The sequence below is a fragment of the Streptomyces sp. NPDC055078 genome (assembly GCF_053607985.1).
In genome coordinates, this window is sequence record NZ_JBSGUP010000097.1 from 1 (window position 1) to 17,742 (window position 17,742).

The following is a 17,742-nucleotide window of genomic DNA, read 5'->3' on the forward strand; positions in this document are numbered from 1 at the left end:
GGGAGCCGGTGGGCTCCCCGGCCATCGGCCTGCCCAGGCTGCTAGCCTTTGCGTCGCTCGGGCCGGGTCACTGTGACCGCACGAGCCGCTACCGCGAGTAGCACAGTTGGATTGGTGCACTGGCTCTCGAAGCCGGAGGTCGGGGGTTCGAATCCTCCCTCGCGGTCCACACACCCCCCGGCCAGCCAGGCCGGGGGGATCGTCGTTTGCCCTCAACGGCTTCTCTCGACGGGCGACGGCCCCACCCTTCCCACTACCGCACCGGAGACATGCGGCCACCGGATCCGCCCAGGTGAAGCGGCTACCCTCTCCCCACGCTGCTGGTTGTGGGCCGAGCGACGCGCCACCCCAGGGACAGCTATGCCAGCAGGATTCGCCGCCCCCGGTGTCTTGTTCGCGGGGAACTCCTCGGCCCCCGACCGGGCTTTCTACCGGCAGGTGTTCAACAAGCTCCCGCGTGATCAGTACACGCGGTACGTGGAGGTGGGGGTCGGCTCGTTCGCCGCGGCCCTCGTCGCCGCCAACGCGGGCATCCCGCCCGCGCACATGGAGACGTCCGACGTCACCCTCTACACCGGCATCGTCGGCACCTGCGTCTCAGGCGGTGACCTGGCCGCTCTCGGAATGACCCTGGACGGCGAACCCGTAGAGATCCCGGACGGACCGCTGGCCGAACAGGCCGCGCACCTCCTGTACGTCCACTGGCTGGCCCGTATGCAGGCCAAGGGCGACGCGGACTACTGGAACAACCTCGTCACCGACATGGTCGAGCGGGAAGACATCCACAAGAAGCGCCTGGCCGAAAGCCTCGGATCGATCGCCGAACGGCTCCCCGGCGTGAAGTTCACCCCGAAGTGCATGTGGGACCACATCGCCGAAGCCGAGGACGACCCGCACGCGATCATCATCGCCGCGCCGCCGACGTACAAGGCCGGCTTCGAGAAGTTCTTCGACACCGCCGGGCGGGTCGAATGGAGTGAGCCCAGCTACTCCGTGTTCGACCCGGACGTCGACATGCAGCGCCTCGCCGACCACATGCGCGACAAGGCGGCCCTGCTGATGTTCCTCCAAGAGGAGCGCAGCGGCATCGCCGCCCACGAGACCCCGGTGTTCGCACACCCCCTCGGCGACGTCGCCCGCGCCTACGTCATCAGCAACCGGCCAGAGGAGATCTTCAAGCTCACCGGCGGCCCCAAGGTCGCCCTGGGCATGTCCCGCTCGTACACGCCCACCAACCTCCCGATCATCAGCCCCGACCACGAGATCACCCCCGAGTCGCGGGTCGAGCTGATCCCCGTACGCGGCACCGAGTGCGACTACTACCGCGACCTGTGGATGCACCGCCTCGCCGCCGCCCCAGGCTCGTACAACCTCCTCGTCGCCGTCGACGGCAAAGCGGCCGGCGTCATCGGCTACGGCGCCGAGACGATGACCCGGCCGTACCCCGGCACGAAGAAGTACACGTCGCACCTGCTGATGCGGTTCGCGTTCGGCGCCCCGCACCACAGCTACCGCCTGACCCGCCTGGCCACCATGTGCGCGCTGCGTCACGGCACCGCCGCCCTCGTGTTCACCGGCGCCTCGGAGATCATCCTCGCCGCGTCCGACGGCCTGGTCACCGTCGAGTACACCCGGCACCCCGAGGCGAAGGGCTTGCGCGGGCTCATGGCCCTGGAGTCCCGGGCCAAGCACCCCGACGGCTTCAAGCTCACGTACCGCGCCGACTGGAACGGCGACAGCATCCCCACCACCCTCACCACCTTCCTGGCCAAGGAGAAGTCATGGCGAAAGAGCCGAAGCAGGACGACAGCGTGACCGCCGGCGACGACACGGCGCCGGACCCGGCCGCCGCCGTCCCCATGCCGATGGACTCCATGCAGATCGGCGAAGACCTGTTCATCCGGTGGGTCGACGTCACGACCCTCCGCGAGCAGGACATCAACGCCCAGGTCATGCAGCCCCGGCACTTCGAGCGGCTGACCGGCAACATCCGCAAGCGGGGGGCTCTCGAGTCCCTGCCGTACTGCCACCAGCCCGGAGGCGAGGGCCCCGTCGAGGTCATCTCCGGACACCACCGCTCCCGCGCCGCCCGCTCCGCCGGCATCAACCGCATCCCGGCAATCATCGACACCCGCAAGATGCGGCGCTCCGAGGTCATCGCGAAGCAGATCGCCCACAACGAGCTGCACGGCAACCCCGACAAAGACGTCCTCGCTCAGCTCGTCTCCATGATCGACAACGTGGACGACCTGATCGCGACCGGACTGGACGAGGACCAGCTACCGACCGTCGAGGCCGACGACACCAAGCTCGCCATCCCGCACGGAGAGTTCGACTGGCGCGCAGCGACCCTGATGTTTCTGCCCCACCAGATGGAGGACTTCAAGGACGCCATCACGGCCATCGCCTCCGGCACCGACGTGGTCGGCGTCGCCTCCGCCGAGCAGTTCGAGGAGTTCGCCAGCGCCGTCTACGCCTTCGGCCGCTGCAAGGACGTCCGGAACTTCACGACGATGGTCGCCATGCTCACGGACATCGCCCGCCGCGAGATCGAGCAGGCTGCGCAGGAAGCCGCCCAGGCAGCAGTGGAGCCGACCACCACCTAGGCCCGGCACTGCCCCTGACGCAGTGAAGCCCACGGCACGCTCACGCACCGCCACGGGCCTCCACGCGTCCCCTCACCCACCGCCCCGTGCAGGCCACACAGGACCGTGACGACATGAGCGACCGCATCACCCTCGACCCCTCCGTGGATCCCTGGGAACGCCAGCCAGGAGAGACCCCCAAGCGGCACCAGCGGTTCCTCGTATTCCGAGACCTCGGACTGACCAGAACCCTTGCAAAAGCGTCAGACGCGCTAGCACTTTCGTACAGCCATGTACGGGCGCTGGCCGCTCAGTACCGGTGGCAGGACCGCGCGAGCGCCTGGGACACCCACCAGCAGCGGCAGTACACCGCCGAGATGGAGGAAGAGCGCCGCCGGGCCGCCCGCGACGACATGAAGATCCTCCGCGTGATGACCGGCATGGTCGGCCAGGCCCTCCCGCACGTGCAGCAGCTCGTCGGCGACATGACGATCTCGGAGTTCACCCGGTTCGTGGAGACCACGATGCGGCTGCGGCGGAACCTGTTCGGTGATCCGACAGAGACGATCGCGGTCACCGGTGCCGGTGGGGACCCGCTGACGGTCCAGGTCGCGGAGTTCTCGCAGATGCCGCCGGAGCAGCGGCGGGTACGCCTCGCCGAGCTGGCCGCGTCCGTCACCCGGCGGGTTCGGGCACTCGACGGCGAGGACGACGACGAGGAGTACGGCCAGGGCGACGAAGCGGCCGGCGAGGACGAGGGCGCGACGCTGCCGTTCGACGCCGACGAGGAGGAGGGGAGCGCCGCGCCAGTCCCGGCCGTGGACGAGGGCAGTGGTGGCGACGAGTGAGCAGGGTGCCCGCCGTCAGCGAGCTGGACCACCTTGACGACGCGGAAGTGTTCCGGCGGCTCCAGGCCGCGAAGAGGGCGGCGGCCCGGGACCTGCTGCGCGATCCGGCCACGCTCGCCCGTGGTCTCGATCGGTCGTACCGGATGCGCCCGCACCTGCGGGTCATCAGCGAGGCCCTGGTGGGGTTGGAACGGGGCGAGTATGACCGGCTTCTGGTCCTGACCCCGGCGCAGGTCGGGAAGTCCACGACGGTGGCGGAGTGGGCGCCGTTCTGGTGGCTGTGCCTCCACCCGGAGGACCGTGTCGCGGTCACCTCGTACTCCGACGACCTGGCGCTTAGACGCGGTAAGGCCATCCGCCGGTACATCCAGGAGCACGGCGGCGAGTACGACCTGTCGCTGCTGGCCGGGTCAGAGGCGGCACAGGACTACGAGACGGTGCAGGGCGGCGGCGTCCGCTCGGTGTCCCTCGGCGCCGGCCTCACCGGCTTCTCCGTGAACTTGCTGGTCGTGGATGACCCGCATAAGGACCGTGCCGAGGCGGAGTCGGCGAAGATGCGTGAACGCGTCCACGACTGGTGGTCGTCGGCGGCCACGAAGCGATTGCAGCCGGACCGGAACGCCGTGGTGGCGATCCAGACTCGTTGGCACCCGGACGACTTCGCCGGCCGACGGCTGGAGGAGGACGGCCGCCTGGAGGACGGCGGCCGGTGGAAGGTCGTGCACCTGCCCGCCATCGCCGACGCCAAGTTCGGCACCGACCCGCTCGGCCGCGCCCCTGGTGACCCACTGCCGCACCCGAAGATCTCGACGCGGAACAGGCGGGCGCTGCTGGCCTGGTGGGCGGACGTCAAGAGCACGTCGAGCGTCCGGGACTGGCACGCCCTGTCGCAGGGCGACCCGCAGCCCGCCGAAGGCGCGCTCGTCTCCCGTGACCTGCTCCGGGCGATCCGCGACGGCATCACCGTGGTGGAGCCGCAGAAGATCGCCGTCTCGATCGACCCGTCCGGCGGTGGCCGCGACGTCGCCGGCATCATCGGGGGCTTCCTCGGCGCCGACAACCGGGTATGGATCACGCACGACCGGTCGGAAGCCATGTCGTCGGCCGAGTGGTCGCGCCGGGCCTGCATCCTGGCGTACGAGACGAACGCGGCCGTGATCTACGTGGAATGGAACTTCGGCCGGGACATGTGCACCCTGGCGATCCGCACCGCGTGGAAGGCCCTCCAGGACGAGGGCCGCATCCCGAAAAAGACGCTGATGCCGCTGATCGACGCGGTGCACGCCAAGCAAGGCAAACTGCTCCGCGCCGAGCCAATCGCCCAGCAGATGGTCGAGGACCGAGTACGGCTGCGCGGCATGATGACGGACCTGGAAAACGAGTGGGCCACATGGATGCCGACCGACACCGACAGTCCCGGCCGCATCGACGCGTCCTGTGTCCTCGTGTACGGCCTCATTCCGGAGGTCAACCAGGGGGCGATCGTCCACGCGCCGCTCCCGCAGGCGCCCAGCCCCGGCGGCCGGCAGGTCCCGGCGTCGGCCGGACAGTACGGTCGCCGGATCAGCCGGTGAGAAACTGGTGCGATGGATCCCCTTGTGGTTGAGACGACGCTCCGTCAGTACCTGGACAGCAACCCGCAGGCGCAGCACGCGGCGCTCCACGCCCCTGAGTTCGTCGCAGAGGTGCACCGGATGCGGACCGTCCTCGGTCACCTCGACGCCGCCCTGGCCGACGAGGGCATGTCCAGCGAGGCGCGGCAGCGGGTCGGCGCGCGCCTCGTCGCCGACTGCCTCGGAACCGATGAGGCGAACGCCCGGGAACGCGCCCGCGCCCGCGCCGTGCAGGACATCATGGCGAGCGGCGCGGTCCACATGCCGGGCGGCTGGTAGACGGCAACAGCCCCCTGGCCTGAACCGTTGGCGGAACCCCGGCCGGCCCGGTCACACTGACCGAGTGATGAAGCTGCCTCGCGTGGAATGCCCGAGCTGCACACGGTCGATCGCGGCCGGGATGGTCGCCGGTCGGCTCAGCAAGGGCCGGATCTGGCGGCACGACGCCCCCAACGCCCGCCGCGACGCCGACGGCCACCTCCTGTCGTGCGCCGGATCGCTGGAGATCGTAGATCTACCGTACGGGCAGATCGAGATCGAGGCCGAAGTGCCCGCCACGGTGACCGCCGACGCGGACGCGATGGCTCTGTTCTGACGACGCCCCCGGCAGGAAGGAGCCACGCACCGTGACCGCTTCGAAGGCACAGACAGTATGGGGCGAACTGAACGACCGTCAGCGGACCTACTTGGAAGCGATCTTCCACGAGGACGAGGTACGCGAGGCGGCGCACCGTACGGAGTCCGCCCGCACGTGGAGCCGCACCCCGGCCCGCGTGTGGCGGCGTATCCCGCTCAACAGCGCGGGCTCGGCCCTCGCCTCGCGGCTGCGGTCGAAAGGCGTCCACGACCCGGGCGCCGGGTCCACCCTCACCGCCCTCGGCACCCGCGGCCTGGTCGAAGTCGACTACGTGCCCGGCCTGCTCTCCACGATCGTGTGCGTACGGATCACCCCGGTCGGGCGTGCCGCCGCCCGCGCCGGCCTCGGCTACGGCCCCCGCTGGACGAAGCCGAAATGGGCACTGTCCGAGTGGCTGTGGCGCGAGTTCAGCAAAGTTGCGGCGGCCGGCGAGGATGGTCTAGAGACGGATCAGCTGTGGGGCGATGCCCACGGCTACCTGGTCGACGGCGAGATCCTGCGCGGTAACCGGCCCTACTTGCGCGTCGTGGTGACACGCACCACGGTGAACGGGGCTTACCCCGACCAGTCGCCGCACTACGTCACCCGCGAGCGCCGCCGATATGTCCTCACCCCCGCCGGGAGCGCTCACTATGTCGAGCGCCTGGCGGACTACCGGGAGATCTATCCGGACGTCGAAGCCCCCGACTGGCCACCCGCGCCGGCCGCGACTCCGTAGCCCCTGTTTGTGATCTGAAAGTGGTCTGACATGCAACGTTCCCGAACGGAACTGACCATTCGCCGCGGCCTAACATGAACGGCTGCCCTACCTCTTCCGAGTAGCCAACACGTGCGATGCAATAGCGGCGAAGAGGAGTTCCCGGTGCTGACGGCTGCTGAACCACTTGCCTTCCGGGTTGGTTGACAGCCAGTCGTCCAGTGTCCTCTCCGGGTCTGTGAGCATGGCAGCAAACGTAGGGCAGAGCTTCTCTTCCTCCGCACGCTGGGCAGGGATGTCCACGAGGTCAGCGTCTACTGCGCGGGGCGGGGAACTCCGGAGGATGGCGGCAGGGTTGGAGGTCCCTCCGACTGAAAGCAGCAGGCTCGTGTCGAGGCGGGTCGCAACCCACACAAGCTGGTCGTCTCCCTCCAACACATAGCCGCTGAGTTCCCAAGCCACCTCGGCAGTCACCCATACAGCGTCGCCGATGTGATATCCCGTGATCTTGTCAGTTGACAGCCTGCGCACGACTACCCTGTGCGGGTCGATCCATCCTTGGGCTCGCGTGGTCCTAGTGGTGTTTGCCCCGGTGATCGTGGTTGCTTCGAACCCCTGAGAGAAGATGTGGGCGCCAAACGTCCAGTGCCTGAACGAGTAGGCCCGCACCGCCTGCTGCACCTCGGGCTGTTCGCAGATCTCGACCACCGTGTCCATGTCGACGCTGGTCGGCTGGGCGAACTCGGCGACGACATCATCGAAACTCGTCAGGTGCCTGAACCGATCCCCGAGGCCATCGAGGTCTTGGTCCATGGGCGGCTCATAGCTGCTGCCGTCCCCGAAGTCCGTGATGTTGCTGCTGACGAAGTAGACCGTCTCTTCCGGGTTGGCGCGGGCGTATTCGACGGCTGTCAGCCAGATCGCAGCGTCCCTGCCGCCGATCTTGAACGGCTTCTTCTCGGGGCCCGCCTGCTTGCACGGAGGAATGACGTTCGCCTCTCGTCGGATCGCTTCCTCCATGACTTCCTGGCTGGAGCGGATTACGGTCCCGAGCCTCCCGTAGTAGGCCCGCCAGTGCTCCCTGACCTTGTCGGTCTCCTTCGTTCTACCGCTTTCGGCTGCCCAGGGGGTGGCCTTCCGCAGCACCTCAAGGGCTCTCTCTGCCGCCTCGTGGGCCTTCGTGTACTCAAGCGACTTCTGGGCGGCCAGTTCCTCCACGACGATCCACGGGACACCGACAGCTACGCCGGACGCCTTGATCGTGTGCAGCAGATCGAGTCCGCTGCCGAGGCCGACGCTCCGGAGCGTGCAGCTATCCAGGATGATCACGAGCAACTCCGCATCAGTGGGCGGTTTCTGATCAAACACTTGCAGGTCGTCGCCTTGCGTGCACCGGAGTTCTCGCGATATGCCCCGGGACCCCGCTCCCGTGCGCCCGGTCGACGACTCCGCTCGACCGGACGATGCCGAGTACACCGCCGAGCCTGGGCTGTCCTGACCAGTGGCGAGCACCCGCTGGACTCTTCCGAGCGTGGAGAAAGACGGTGCGCTGGGGGCCAGCCCCTGCCAAAGTGATCAGATGGCGATGCTGCTCCCAGACCCGGAGGAAACAGACCGGGTCCTCATAGCCCTGGCTGATCAGGCACAGAGTCACGCGCGGAAGCAGCTTCGCGCCGCTCAGGCGATCCTCGACACCGGGATCTGGCCGATCGCTTTCGCCAATGCCGCGCTCGCCCTGGAGGAGATGGGGAAGTCGGTTCTCTGTCTATCCGTCCTCATCTGGCCTGACGCCAAACGCCAGGCAGCAGCGGAGGGTTTCCGTGCCGCGGTGAATGACCATGAGTTCAAGGCGTTCTGCGTGTACTTCGTGCTGGGCATCATGGGCGAAGAGCCTCCCGAGGGCCTGGAACAGCTGTTCAAGCAGGCACGCGCCGACGCCCGCCGCACGAACCGGCGCAAATTCCGCAGCCTCTACACGGACTCGAACGCGACCGGCAACATTCTGTCGCCGCAGGACATCACCGAGGAGCATGCGCGGGACATGGTCCGGATCGTAGAGATGGCTATGACCCTCGCGGTGGACTCCGAAGAAGCCCTGAGCCGACCGAGCGACTACCTGGCGATGGTTCGGCGGTTTCGCGAGACCGACCCATCCGGCGCCATGTGGGATGCGGCCGAGGGCGAAACGGAAAGCATCCTCGCCGCGACGCGTACGATGGTATGGGAGGGCGTGGACGTGGAGGAAGCGCTGCGCGGCACCCCTCTGGCAACGTTCGTTGACCGTCTTCGCGGGCCCCAGACGGCCGCCCCTTCCCACACCGGCCCTGAAGCTTCGGGACCTTCGTCGGGAGGGCAGCCGAATCCAGCCTGATTTCGACCACAGAGATGTGACCGGGATCACACGAGGCTCGTAATGTTGGATGCGCCAGTTCTCACACCAAGGGCTGAGGGAAGAGACCTGCTCTCCCTCTGACCCAGTGGGGGCTGCATGGCGAAGAAGCGCAACCCGAAGCATGCGAGGGGGATCAACGCTTGGCTCGACGCGGCCAAGCGCGCCGCCCGAGCGGCTGTCCCCGCCACCAGGGTGGTCATCCGCCGCGCTGCAATGTCGAACGAGGTCCACGAGGCGGTCCACGCCGTCCTGGGCCAGTTCGTCCAGTAGCAGCGCCCGCACACACGAGGGGTCCGGCCGGTTCCGGGCCCCTCGTGGTGTTCCGGCAAATCGGCGGCCCGGACCGATGCCGCCAGGCCAGGCACCTGCCCCGGGGGTCGTTGGTAGCTGTGATCTGAAAAGTGGTCCTGAGCTGGCAACTTACGTCGGACCCCACTGCGCGAGATGGCCTATCATCCCCCGCTGAACTCGGCCGGATGATCTCTACATAGGGGGACGAAAATGATCAGTCCCGCAGAAATTGCTCTCCTCGCCCTCGCTGGCTATCGAGGCACCCAGCTCGTCGTCCATGACTCGATTCTCGACCCGGCTCGCTCTCGGGTCGACGCGTGGCAGCAGAACCGCCCTACCTCGGCGTTCCGCGAAGGGGTGGTGACGCTGATCTCCTGCGTCTACTGCACCGGGTGGTGGGTCGCCGGGGCGCTCCTCGCGACATGGCTCCTCGTTACCGGCACTTGGGACGAGGCGCCCGTACTCATCCACGGCTTCGAGTGGCTGGCCGTGGCCGGCGCGGCCGTCCTCCTCAACCGGTGGGACGACTCCCGCAAGGACGACCACTGATGGCCCGTAGGGAGATCAGTGCCTCCGCGTCCCGGTACACCTCCCGCAAGATCCGGGGCCGGGGCGCAGGCGACCAGTCGTGGCAGGCGCGCGCCTACGACATGTACCACCAGGTCCCCGAGGTCAGGTTCGCCGCCTCGTGGATCGGTAACGCCATGTCCGGGGCCCGCCTGTTCGCCGGCCGTCGCGCCGACGACGGCACGATCGAGCCCGCACCGGATAACCACCGCGCCGCCGAGATCGTCGCCCAGATCGCCGGAGGCCCCGACGGCCAGTCGAGGATGCTCGGCACCTTCGGCAAGCACCTGACCGTCCCCGGCGAGGGCTGGATCGTCGTACGCCCCAACGCCGAAGTCCTCTCCCCCTACAGCCCGGAGGACGGCCACGACTGGCGGCTCCTGTCGGTGAAGGAGGTCAAGCAGCAGTCCGGGAAGCTCATGGCGGAGATCGACGGCGAAGACGTCCCGATCCCCGAAGGCGACCCCGAGAGCATGGACCCCGACGGCCCTGTCGCCATCCGCGTCTGGGAGCCGGACCCCGAGCGCGCCATTGAGGCCGACAGCCCCGTCCGCTCCAGCCTGGAACTGCTGGAGGAGCTGCTGCTCCTCAACGCCGCCGTGAAGGCCATCGCCCGGTCCCGCATCACCGGCCGCGGTCTGCTCCTCATCCCCAAGGGCACCAGGTTCCCCACGTCAGGCCCGGCCGGCGAAGCCCAGGACGACCTGATCGAAATCTTCATGACGATCGCCGAGACGGCGATCCGTGACCCCGAGTCGGCCGCCGCGACCGTCCCGATCGTGCTGGAACTCCCCGCCGACGCCATCGCCGACTTCAAGCTGATCAAGTTCGAGTCCGAGTTTGACGAGCTGGCGCTGAAGCTCCGCAACGAGGCTGTACGCCGCTTCGCGACCGGCCTGGAGATCCCCGCCGAAATCCTCCTCGGCCTCGGCGACGTCAACCACTGGGGCGCCTGGGCGATGACGTCGGAGGCCATCCGCCTCGGCATCGAACCGAAGCTCGCCACGGTCTCGTACGCCCTCACACAGCAGTGGCTCCGCCCGATCCTCGAATCCGAGGGCGACCCCGAGTGGCACCGCTGGCTCGTCTGGTACGACACGAGCCCGCTGCGCGTGCGCACCAACCGCAGCGAGACCGCGTTGCAGGCCCACGACCGGGGCGTCATCTCCGACGCTGCCCTCCGCCGAGAGACCGGCTTCGATGAGTCCGACGCCCCCGACGCAGAAGAAGTCGCCCGCCGCAACAAGCCCGCCGACAACCCCGACGAGGAGAACACCCCCGACGAGGACGAGGTCGAGACCGACCCCGAGCTGCCCGTGGACGAGTCCGAGGCCCCGCCGGACACCCTCGCCGCCACCGCCAGACCCACAGACGGCCTCCTCGCGGCTGCGGACGGCCTGATCTGGGGTGCGCTCACGGCGGCCGGCGAGAAGCTGCGCAAGACCCCGGCCTGCCCCCGCTCGGAGCGGGCCCGCTCCCGCGACATCGAGTCGGCTCGTCTCCACACGCTCCTCCCGGTCGACGCCGCCCAGGTCGAGCAGTGGCGTCTCCTCGATGGCGCCTGGTCCCGTGCCTCGGAAATCGCCGGACGGTACGGCCTCGACCCGGAGTGCCTGACCTCGTCCCTCGACGTCTACGCCCGGGAGCTGATCGCGGCCGGAGTCGAGCACGAGTACCGGCTTGTCCCGACCGTCCTCACGTCCTGCCTCGGGACAGCGGCATGAGTCCCCGCCACGGCCGGCGACCGGCCACCACCGAGCAGCAGGGCCACGGCGGGCCGGTCCTGCATCCCGGCACGACCCGCGAGGCGTGGTGCGTCTCCTGCCGGGCCTGGACCGGCATCACCTGCGAGATGCACCTGCTCACCCCCGAGGGCGTGTCCACCTCGGGGGCGCTGGCGTGGTGCGAGGTCTGCGAGGACCCCACGAACCCGCTCCCGGCAAGGAGGATCGACCGTGGCTGAGTGCATCCACCACATCGACCTGTGTCCCGACTGCGACGGCCTGCGCACCGTGCGCCTTGACCGCGTCCCCGGCGTCACGTCCCTGACGCTCAACGGGAACAGCCCGGCCATCAGCTACCAGGGCCCGGCAGCGGTCTACGTAGGCCCCGTGCCCGGTCCCTGCCCGAACCCGCCCGAGGGGGCCGGCCATGGCTGACACCTCCACCGCCCCGCTGGGGCACAGCGTCTCGGCGCACCGCGTCCATGGCTGGTGCTCGCACTGCCGGGATCACGGCCTGGCCGAAGAGGTCGCCGCGTGGCGCATGGACGAGACCGACCGGCACGCCGCCGTGCTCCTGGCGGGCAGCGACCGCCCGCCGAAGGACCTGGTCGGCTCCGGCCTGTTGTGGCTCATCAACCGCACCACGTTCCACCCTCGCGGCCTGGCCCTCGCTCTGCTGATGGACGAAGGCGGTACCCAGGTCCTCGGCTGGCAGCTCGTACGGGCCGCTGACGGCGAGCCGTTCGAGTTCCCGGCGGATGTGGACCGCGACGGTTTCCAGCGCGCTGAGGCCACCCTGCGCGCTGCCCTCCACGACGAGGAGCGCTGATATGCCGGACCGAAACCGCCAGCTCGACCAGGCAGAGGCCGACTTCGCCGAAGCGGTCGCAGCGGCGCTCACGGAGACGGCCGACGAGTTCGCCGACGCGGTCCAGGCCGCCGACGAGCTGGTGGCCGCGCGCTTCTCCGTGGGCCGGATCGCCCGCATGTGGAACAACCGGGTCACCGGCCTCGTGCGCCGCCTGCTCGGGACCTCGGAGCGGGCCGCGGTCGCCGCAGCCGAGGACGTCGGCGGGGAGCTGCCGGACGGCTGGGACGACCTTCCCGGCCGGTACGACGACGGCCGTGAACTCCCCGAGGACATCGCCCAGTACGTCTCCACCACCGAGCACCTGTTGCGGGCGGTCGGTGACCGGCTCGCCGAGGCGACCCGCGCGGAGCTCGCGGCCGGCGTCGCGGCCGGTGAGGACATCGAGCAGCTACGGGCGAGGCTGCGCACCGCGTTCAACCGGGAAGGGGCACACCTGGGCCCCGTACGGGAACATCGCATCGCGCAGACCGAGGCGACCAGGGCGTGGAACACGGCGACCCTGACCGCTGCTGAGGCTGCGACCGGCGAGGACCGGCCGGTGGTGAAGCAGTGGATCACCCGGCACGACGCGCGGGTGCGCACCGCCCACGACCAGGTCGACGGTCAGATCCGGCTCCTGGCCGAGCCGTTCGTGGTGGCCGGGGTGGAGATGCAGGCCCCCGGCGACCCGACCGCCCCGGCGTCCCTGGTCATTCACTGCCGGTGCCGCCTCGGAGTGGCCCCCGAACAACGCGCCTCTGCCTACGAACCGAAGGACCCCGCACGGGGTCACGTCTTGGAATCTGAGGAGAGCAGTGTGGAAGTCCCCCAGTCGGTGACCGCAGCAGCAGGCGGCCACACCGGCGCGATGATCGCCCTGATGCCCACCGCTGAGGACGCGGAGCGCCTGGTCCTCAACGCCACCGGCTCCGAGCCGGCGGGCGAGCTGCACCTGACGCTGTTCTACCTCGGCGAAGGGGCCGACTGGGACGAGGAATCCCGAGCCGACCTCATCAGCCTGCTCCGCTCCCGTGCCCAGGACCTCGGCGAGCCGATCGCCGCCCGGGTCTTCGGCGCGAACCAGTGGAACGCGGACGGCGATGACCCGTGCTGGGTGTGGTCCGTCGGCGACGACCGCGACCGCCCCCAGGACGCCCCGACCCTCGACACGGCCCGCTGGACGGCCACGTACGCGCTGGAGGAGATGCACCGTCAGCCCGACCTACCGACGCAGCACACGCCGTGGCAGCCCCACGTCTGCGCCGCCTACACCCGTAGCCCGTCCCTGCTGACAGCGATGAACCAGCGCCTCGGCCCGATCCGCTTCGACAGGCTGCGGGTCGCTTTCGCCGGGGAGCACACCGACATCCCGCTCGGCCGGGAAGAGGAGGCAACCACGATGGACGAAGACGAGAACCTGACGACCGGGCCGCTCGCCCCCCGCGCCTGGCACAACCCGGACGACACGGCCCTGGCGTTCGAGAACACCGAGACCGGCGACGGCCGCGTGTTCCGCCCCGGATCGGTGTACTGGTCCGGGGCCGGGCCGTGGCCGCTCCAGTACGCCGACGAGATGCTGATGGGCCACCAGGGAGCGGAACTCGCCGGGGCCATCCAGTACGTAGACCGTGAAGGCGACCGCATCACCGGCACCGGCGTCCTCTACCCCAACCGCCCCGCCGGAGCCGACGCGCTCATGCTCCTCGCCGAGGGCGCACCCCTCGGCGTCTCCGTCGACCTGGACGACGTCTCGGTGGAGTTCGTGGACCGCAGCCCCCGCGACGAGGCCGAGGAGGGCGCGGTCGTGCTCCTCGCGTCGCTGCCAGCGGCGTCCCTGTTCCGCATGAGTGACGGGTCCTGGTCGATCACCGCGACCGACGAACGGAACTTCACCGCGTGCGGAGACTTCCTGACCCGGTCGGCGCACACGGCGCAGCTCATCACCGGCCCGGACGGCCAGGTGTCCGCCGCAGCCGTACAGACCGCGTTCGCCGCGACCGGCACCCTCACCGCGGCGGCAGGCGACCCCGACGACCAGGGCCAGGGCACGGTCGTGCACCGCGAGTCGTCCGGCGACCTCCTGATGCGGATCACCCGGGCCCGGCTGCGCGGCGCCACCCTCGTGGCGATGCCCGCCTACGACCAGGCCCGCATCGTCCTGGCCGAGCCCGAGCCGGCCGCCCAGGTGGAGGAAGACGACGAGTGGTGGGCGGCAGCCGGACCGTCCCCCGCGCACCTGCGGGTCGTCCAGTACGTGAAGTCGTCCCCGGTGCCCGTCGGCGCACGGGACGTCGCCCGCGCCCTCACCATCAAGATGGAGACGGCGCGCGGGCATCTGGCGCGGGCGGCGAAGGCCGGGCGGATCGTGCGCCTCGCTCCCGGCCTGTACGCCGGACCTTCCTCGGAGGGCCCGCAGAACGACACCACGGCGTCCGCGTGGGAGGACGACGAGAGCCCGGCGATGCAAGAGCTGGTGGCGTCGGCGTGGACGGCGATGCAGGACATGCCGCCGATGCCCGCTGCCTGGTTCCGCGAACCGACCGCCCAGGAGCTGCCCCCAGGGTCCGGAGGAGTCCACTACTCCGAGGGGCGGGTCTGGGGGTGGGTTGCCCAGGCCGGGGTGCCGCACGCGGGCTACCCCGGCAAGAAGATCACGATCGACCGGCTCGCGCGGGAGGGCCTGGACTTCAGCCACTTCCTCCGGGCGAAGTTCCGCCTGGACGACGGCAGCAGCATCAAGGTCGGCGCGATGACGATGAACGTCGGGCACAACGGCGACGGAGCCCAGTGCGACGACGCGGTCTGTCAGTTCGACAACAGCGGCACGGTCGGCGCGATCGTCACCGTGGGCCTCAGCGAAGGCGGTCTCTGGTTCTCCGGCGCGGGGGCGCCCTGGCTGTCCGACTGGGACCAGGCGGTATTCAGGACGTGCCAGCCGAGTTACCACCTGCGGGCCCGTCAGGGCGGGGGCTGGGAGCTGCGCGCGGTCCTGGACGTGCCCGTGCCTGGTCACTCGTCGCCACTCGTCGCCGCTGTGATCGAGCGTTCCAACCTGGCTCTGGCGGCGTCGGCGGCCGGCGCCGCCACCTTCCCGGACACCGAGCCGGACGTGTCCGGACAACTCCCGGACAACCCGGCGGACATGTCCGGACAGCCCCCGGCCACGGACACGCGCACCGCGTCTGACCAGGTCGGACACCGTCCGGACATTGTTCCGGACAACCGGCCGGACAACGTCCGGACAACGCACCTGGCGAGCAAGGACGTGGACGCCGTCGCCTCGGCCCTGCTGTCCAGCGTGCCGTTCCTGGACATCCTCGTGACGGCCCTGGACCGGCACCACGAGCAGCGAGAAGCAGCGAAGGAAGAGGCCGCACGACTCGCCGCCTCCGTCATCGCACCGGCCCGCGAGGAGATCGCGGCCGGCCACACCACCACCGGAGAGGGAGCCTGACATGGGATGCGCCTGCAACAAGGGCAAGCGGCAGCAGTGGGAAGTCGTCGCCGACGGCGGTGACGGCAAGGTGCTGTTCGGCCCCTCGTCGTCGGAGGCCACGGCCAAGGCCGTGTCGAAGCGGTACGCGGGCAGCGTCGTCCGCGAGAAGGCGAGGGAGGCGGCCACCACGGCCAAGAAGGCGTGATCCTGTCGTAGGTGTCCCCTTGACATAGCCCGATGTCGGCGGTCGGCATCGGGCTATGCTTCTCACATCGCCGCTGGTTCTGGGCCGGGCAACTCCAAGATCGATCACAGGAGTGCCCAGGCCATGGCCGACTTCGAAATCCCGGAAGACGTCTCCGCTCTCTCCGACGACGAGCTGAACCAGGCGCTCTCGGGCGCTGTCGAGGCGTTCGACGCCAAGTCGCAGTCCACCACCGTCACGACGAAGGATCTGGAGTCTCTGCGGTCTCTCGCCACGTGTGTGGATTCGATCCGTTCCGAGCAGGCGTCGCGCCGCGAGGCAGCCGAGCAGGCCGCCGCCGAGATCGACTCTCTCGCCGCCCAGGTGCGCGGCCCCGAGGCCCCCACCGAGGCGGCCGAGGGCGGGGAGGGTACGGGGGGCGAGGAGACCGCCGCCGCGGTGGTCGAGGAGCCGGAGCCCGATCCCGATCCCGCCCCGAAGGTCACCGCCTCGGTCGTCGCACGCCCGGCCCTGGACCTGTCCGGCGTGCGCCGCCGTCAGCCCCGTGTCCTGCCGGAGCCGCCCGCCCCGGGTACGAGCATCACCGCGGCGGTCGACGTCCCTGGTTACGCCCCGGGCCAGGCGCTCGACTTCGACGGCATCACGGCGGGCATCATCTCCCGCGCCAACGCCTTGAAGACCGCGGGCGGTGGCGTGGGCCAGGTCATCAGCTACCGGCACCCGTACCAGCAGGAGCTGATCGTCACCGACTCCTCGTCGGCCCCGGAGGGGACCACGGTGTCGCTCCACGCGTCCAGCCAGAGGCGCCTGCCGGAGAAGGACCTCGTGGCGTCCGGCGGTTGGTGCGCACCCTCGGAGACGATCTACGAGCTGACCGACACGGCGTGCCCTGACATGCTGTGGGACGCGCCGGAGATCCAGCTCGCGAGGGGTGGGTTGAGGTACTACAAGCCGTTGTCGCTCGATGTGTCCACGATGACGTGGGTGCACACCGAGGCCGACGACATCAGCGGCGCGACCAAGCCCTGCTTCACGATCCCGTGCCCCGCCCCGGTCGAGGTCCGCTGTGACGCGGTCGGTGTGTGTCTGGAAGCGGGCATCCTGACGCAGCGCCACTTCCCCGAACTGGTCGCCTGGTACCTCCGCAACGCCATGGTGGCGCACGAGATCCGGATCCGCTCGGTCCTTTACCAGCAGGCTCTCGCGATCGCGACCCCGGTCGTCCTCCCGGCGACGTTCGGCGCTCTGTCGGCCGTGTACGCGGCGATCGCTCTCCAGGCCGCCGACATGATTGAGCGTCACAGCCTGTGTGAGACCACGGCCCTGGAGGTCGTGTTCCCGTGGTGGGCGCGGAACCTGTTCCTCGCGGACATCGCCCGCCAGAACGGCAAGGATGTCTGCGAGATCGACCCCGGCTGTATCCAGGACGCGTTCAGCCGTCTCGGTGTCCGCACCCAGTGGGCGCGGAACCTGCCCCCGGGTGTCCCGACCGACCTCGGCGGACCGACGCCGGCAACGGAATGGCCCGCGACCATGCAGGGGCTGATGTACCCGGCGGGCTCGCTCCAGATCGGCCGTGGCGAAGAGGTCAACCTCGGGGTAATTCATGATTCAACCAAGTTCAGTACCAACGACTACACGGCCCTCTTCGCTGAGGAGTGTGTGGCCCTCGTGGACCGGTCCGTCGACACCCGCGCCATCACCATCCCGATCTGCCCGTCCGGCACCACCGGCGGCCAGACGGCGCTGACCTGCCCGATCGCCTGACCCTCGCCCGCCCCAGTCGTGCCGGGCCCGTGATCTGAACGCGGGCCCGGCACAACCAAGTTGAGAACGGAGGCGAGCGATGGCGGGCATGAGGAAGTACGTCGAGCCGATCCCCGGCGAGCCGCTGCCC

18 protein-coding genes and 1 tRNA gene are annotated in these 17,742 nt (G+C 69.6%); 18 read left to right on the forward strand and 1 reads right to left on the reverse strand.

The window, feature by feature from the left end; translation table 11 throughout:
* The first annotated feature begins 91 nt into the window (after positions 1-91).
* The 8 genes from ACWF94_RS11490 to ACWF94_RS11525 all read left to right on the forward strand — a co-directional run bounded on the left by ACWF94_RS11490 (position 92) and on the right by ACWF94_RS11525 (position 6,401).
* Positions 92-169 (forward strand) — tRNA-Arg (locus ACWF94_RS11490).
* 191 nt (positions 170-360) lie between these two features.
* Positions 361-1,815, forward strand: coding sequence for a putative antirestriction adenine methyltransferase (locus ACWF94_RS11495; RefSeq protein WP_453487119.1), 1,455 nt, complete (start codon positions 361-363; stop codon positions 1,813-1,815).
* Positions 1,782-2,606, forward strand: a complete 825-nt coding sequence (locus tag ACWF94_RS11500) for a hypothetical protein (protein ID WP_453487121.1) — start codon at positions 1,782-1,784, stop codon at positions 2,604-2,606. Before ACWF94_RS11495 ends, ACWF94_RS11500 begins: the two co-directional genes overlap by 34 nt.
* 113 nt (positions 2,607-2,719) lie before the next feature.
* On the forward strand, positions 2,720-3,433 hold the full coding sequence (locus tag ACWF94_RS11505) for a hypothetical protein (RefSeq protein ID WP_453487123.1): 714 nt from the start codon (positions 2,720-2,722) through the stop codon (positions 3,431-3,433).
* Entirely contained in the window at positions 3,430-5,007 is a 1,578-nt protein-coding gene (locus ACWF94_RS11510; RefSeq protein ID WP_453487125.1) for a terminase large subunit domain-containing protein, read from the forward strand. The genes ACWF94_RS11505 and ACWF94_RS11510 overlap by 4 nt, the downstream gene beginning before the upstream one ends.
* Positions 5,008-5,019: 12 nt before the next feature.
* The gene (locus ACWF94_RS11515; RefSeq protein ID WP_453487127.1) at positions 5,020-5,325 is read left to right on the forward strand and encodes a hypothetical protein; all 306 of its coding nucleotides are present in this window, start codon (positions 5,020-5,022) and stop codon (positions 5,323-5,325) included.
* A 67-nt stretch (positions 5,326-5,392) separates the two neighbouring features.
* Positions 5,393-5,641, forward strand: a complete 249-nt coding sequence (locus ACWF94_RS11520) for a hypothetical protein (protein WP_453487129.1) — start codon at positions 5,393-5,395, stop codon at positions 5,639-5,641.
* Between the two features lie 31 nt (positions 5,642-5,672).
* Positions 5,673-6,401, forward strand: coding sequence for a hypothetical protein (locus ACWF94_RS11525; protein WP_453487131.1), 729 nt, complete (start codon positions 5,673-5,675; stop codon positions 6,399-6,401).
* 87 nt (positions 6,402-6,488) lie between these two features.
* On the opposite strand, the gene ACWF94_RS11530 is transcribed toward ACWF94_RS11525, so the two are convergent.
* On the reverse strand, positions 6,489-7,709 hold the full coding sequence (locus tag ACWF94_RS11530; RefSeq protein WP_453487133.1) for a PIN domain-containing protein: 1,221 nt from the start codon (positions 7,707-7,709) through the stop codon (positions 6,489-6,491).
* A 250-nt stretch (positions 7,710-7,959) separates the two neighbouring features.
* Here ACWF94_RS11530 and ACWF94_RS11535 point away from each other — a divergent pair, with 250 nt between their 5' ends.
* From ACWF94_RS11535 to ACWF94_RS11580, 10 genes are all read left to right on the forward strand, one after another.
* Positions 7,960-8,751 (forward strand): AbiV family abortive infection protein, encoded by a 792-nt coding sequence (locus ACWF94_RS11535; RefSeq protein ID WP_453487134.1) that lies wholly within the window; start codon positions 7,960-7,962, stop codon positions 8,749-8,751.
* Positions 8,752-8,868: 117 nt separating this feature from the next.
* Positions 8,869-9,042, forward strand: a complete 174-nt coding sequence (locus ACWF94_RS11540; protein ID WP_453487136.1) for a hypothetical protein — start codon at positions 8,869-8,871, stop codon at positions 9,040-9,042.
* 231 nt (positions 9,043-9,273) lie between these two features.
* Entirely contained in the window at positions 9,274-9,612 is a 339-nt protein-coding gene (locus ACWF94_RS11545) for a DUF1360 domain-containing protein (RefSeq protein WP_453487138.1), read from the forward strand.
* Positions 9,612-11,354, forward strand: coding sequence for a hypothetical protein (locus tag ACWF94_RS11550; protein WP_453487140.1), 1,743 nt, complete (start codon positions 9,612-9,614; stop codon positions 11,352-11,354). Before ACWF94_RS11545 ends, ACWF94_RS11550 begins: the two co-directional genes overlap by 1 nt.
* Positions 11,351-11,593 (forward strand): hypothetical protein, encoded by a 243-nt coding sequence (locus tag ACWF94_RS11555; protein WP_453487142.1) that lies wholly within the window; start codon positions 11,351-11,353, stop codon positions 11,591-11,593. Before ACWF94_RS11550 ends, ACWF94_RS11555 begins: the two co-directional genes overlap by 4 nt.
* Positions 11,586-11,789, forward strand: coding sequence for a hypothetical protein (locus ACWF94_RS11560; RefSeq protein ID WP_453487143.1), 204 nt, complete (start codon positions 11,586-11,588; stop codon positions 11,787-11,789). Before ACWF94_RS11555 ends, ACWF94_RS11560 begins: the two co-directional genes overlap by 8 nt.
* Positions 11,782-12,183, forward strand: coding sequence for a hypothetical protein (locus tag ACWF94_RS11565; RefSeq protein ID WP_453487144.1), 402 nt, complete (start codon positions 11,782-11,784; stop codon positions 12,181-12,183). Before ACWF94_RS11560 ends, ACWF94_RS11565 begins: the two co-directional genes overlap by 8 nt.
* A gap of 1 nt (position 12,184) precedes the next feature.
* Complete coding sequence (locus tag ACWF94_RS11570) at positions 12,185-15,658, forward strand: phage minor head protein (RefSeq protein ID WP_453487145.1); 3,474 nt, start codon at positions 12,185-12,187, stop codon at positions 15,656-15,658.
* Between the two features lies 1 nt (position 15,659).
* Entirely contained in the window at positions 15,660-15,845 is a 186-nt protein-coding gene (locus ACWF94_RS11575) for a hypothetical protein (RefSeq protein ID WP_453487146.1), read from the forward strand.
* Positions 15,846-15,968: 123 nt separating this feature from the next.
* Positions 15,969-17,612, forward strand: a complete 1,644-nt coding sequence (locus tag ACWF94_RS11580; RefSeq protein ID WP_453487147.1) for a major capsid protein — start codon at positions 15,969-15,971, stop codon at positions 17,610-17,612.
* The last annotated feature ends 130 nt before the right edge of the window (positions 17,613-17,742 follow it).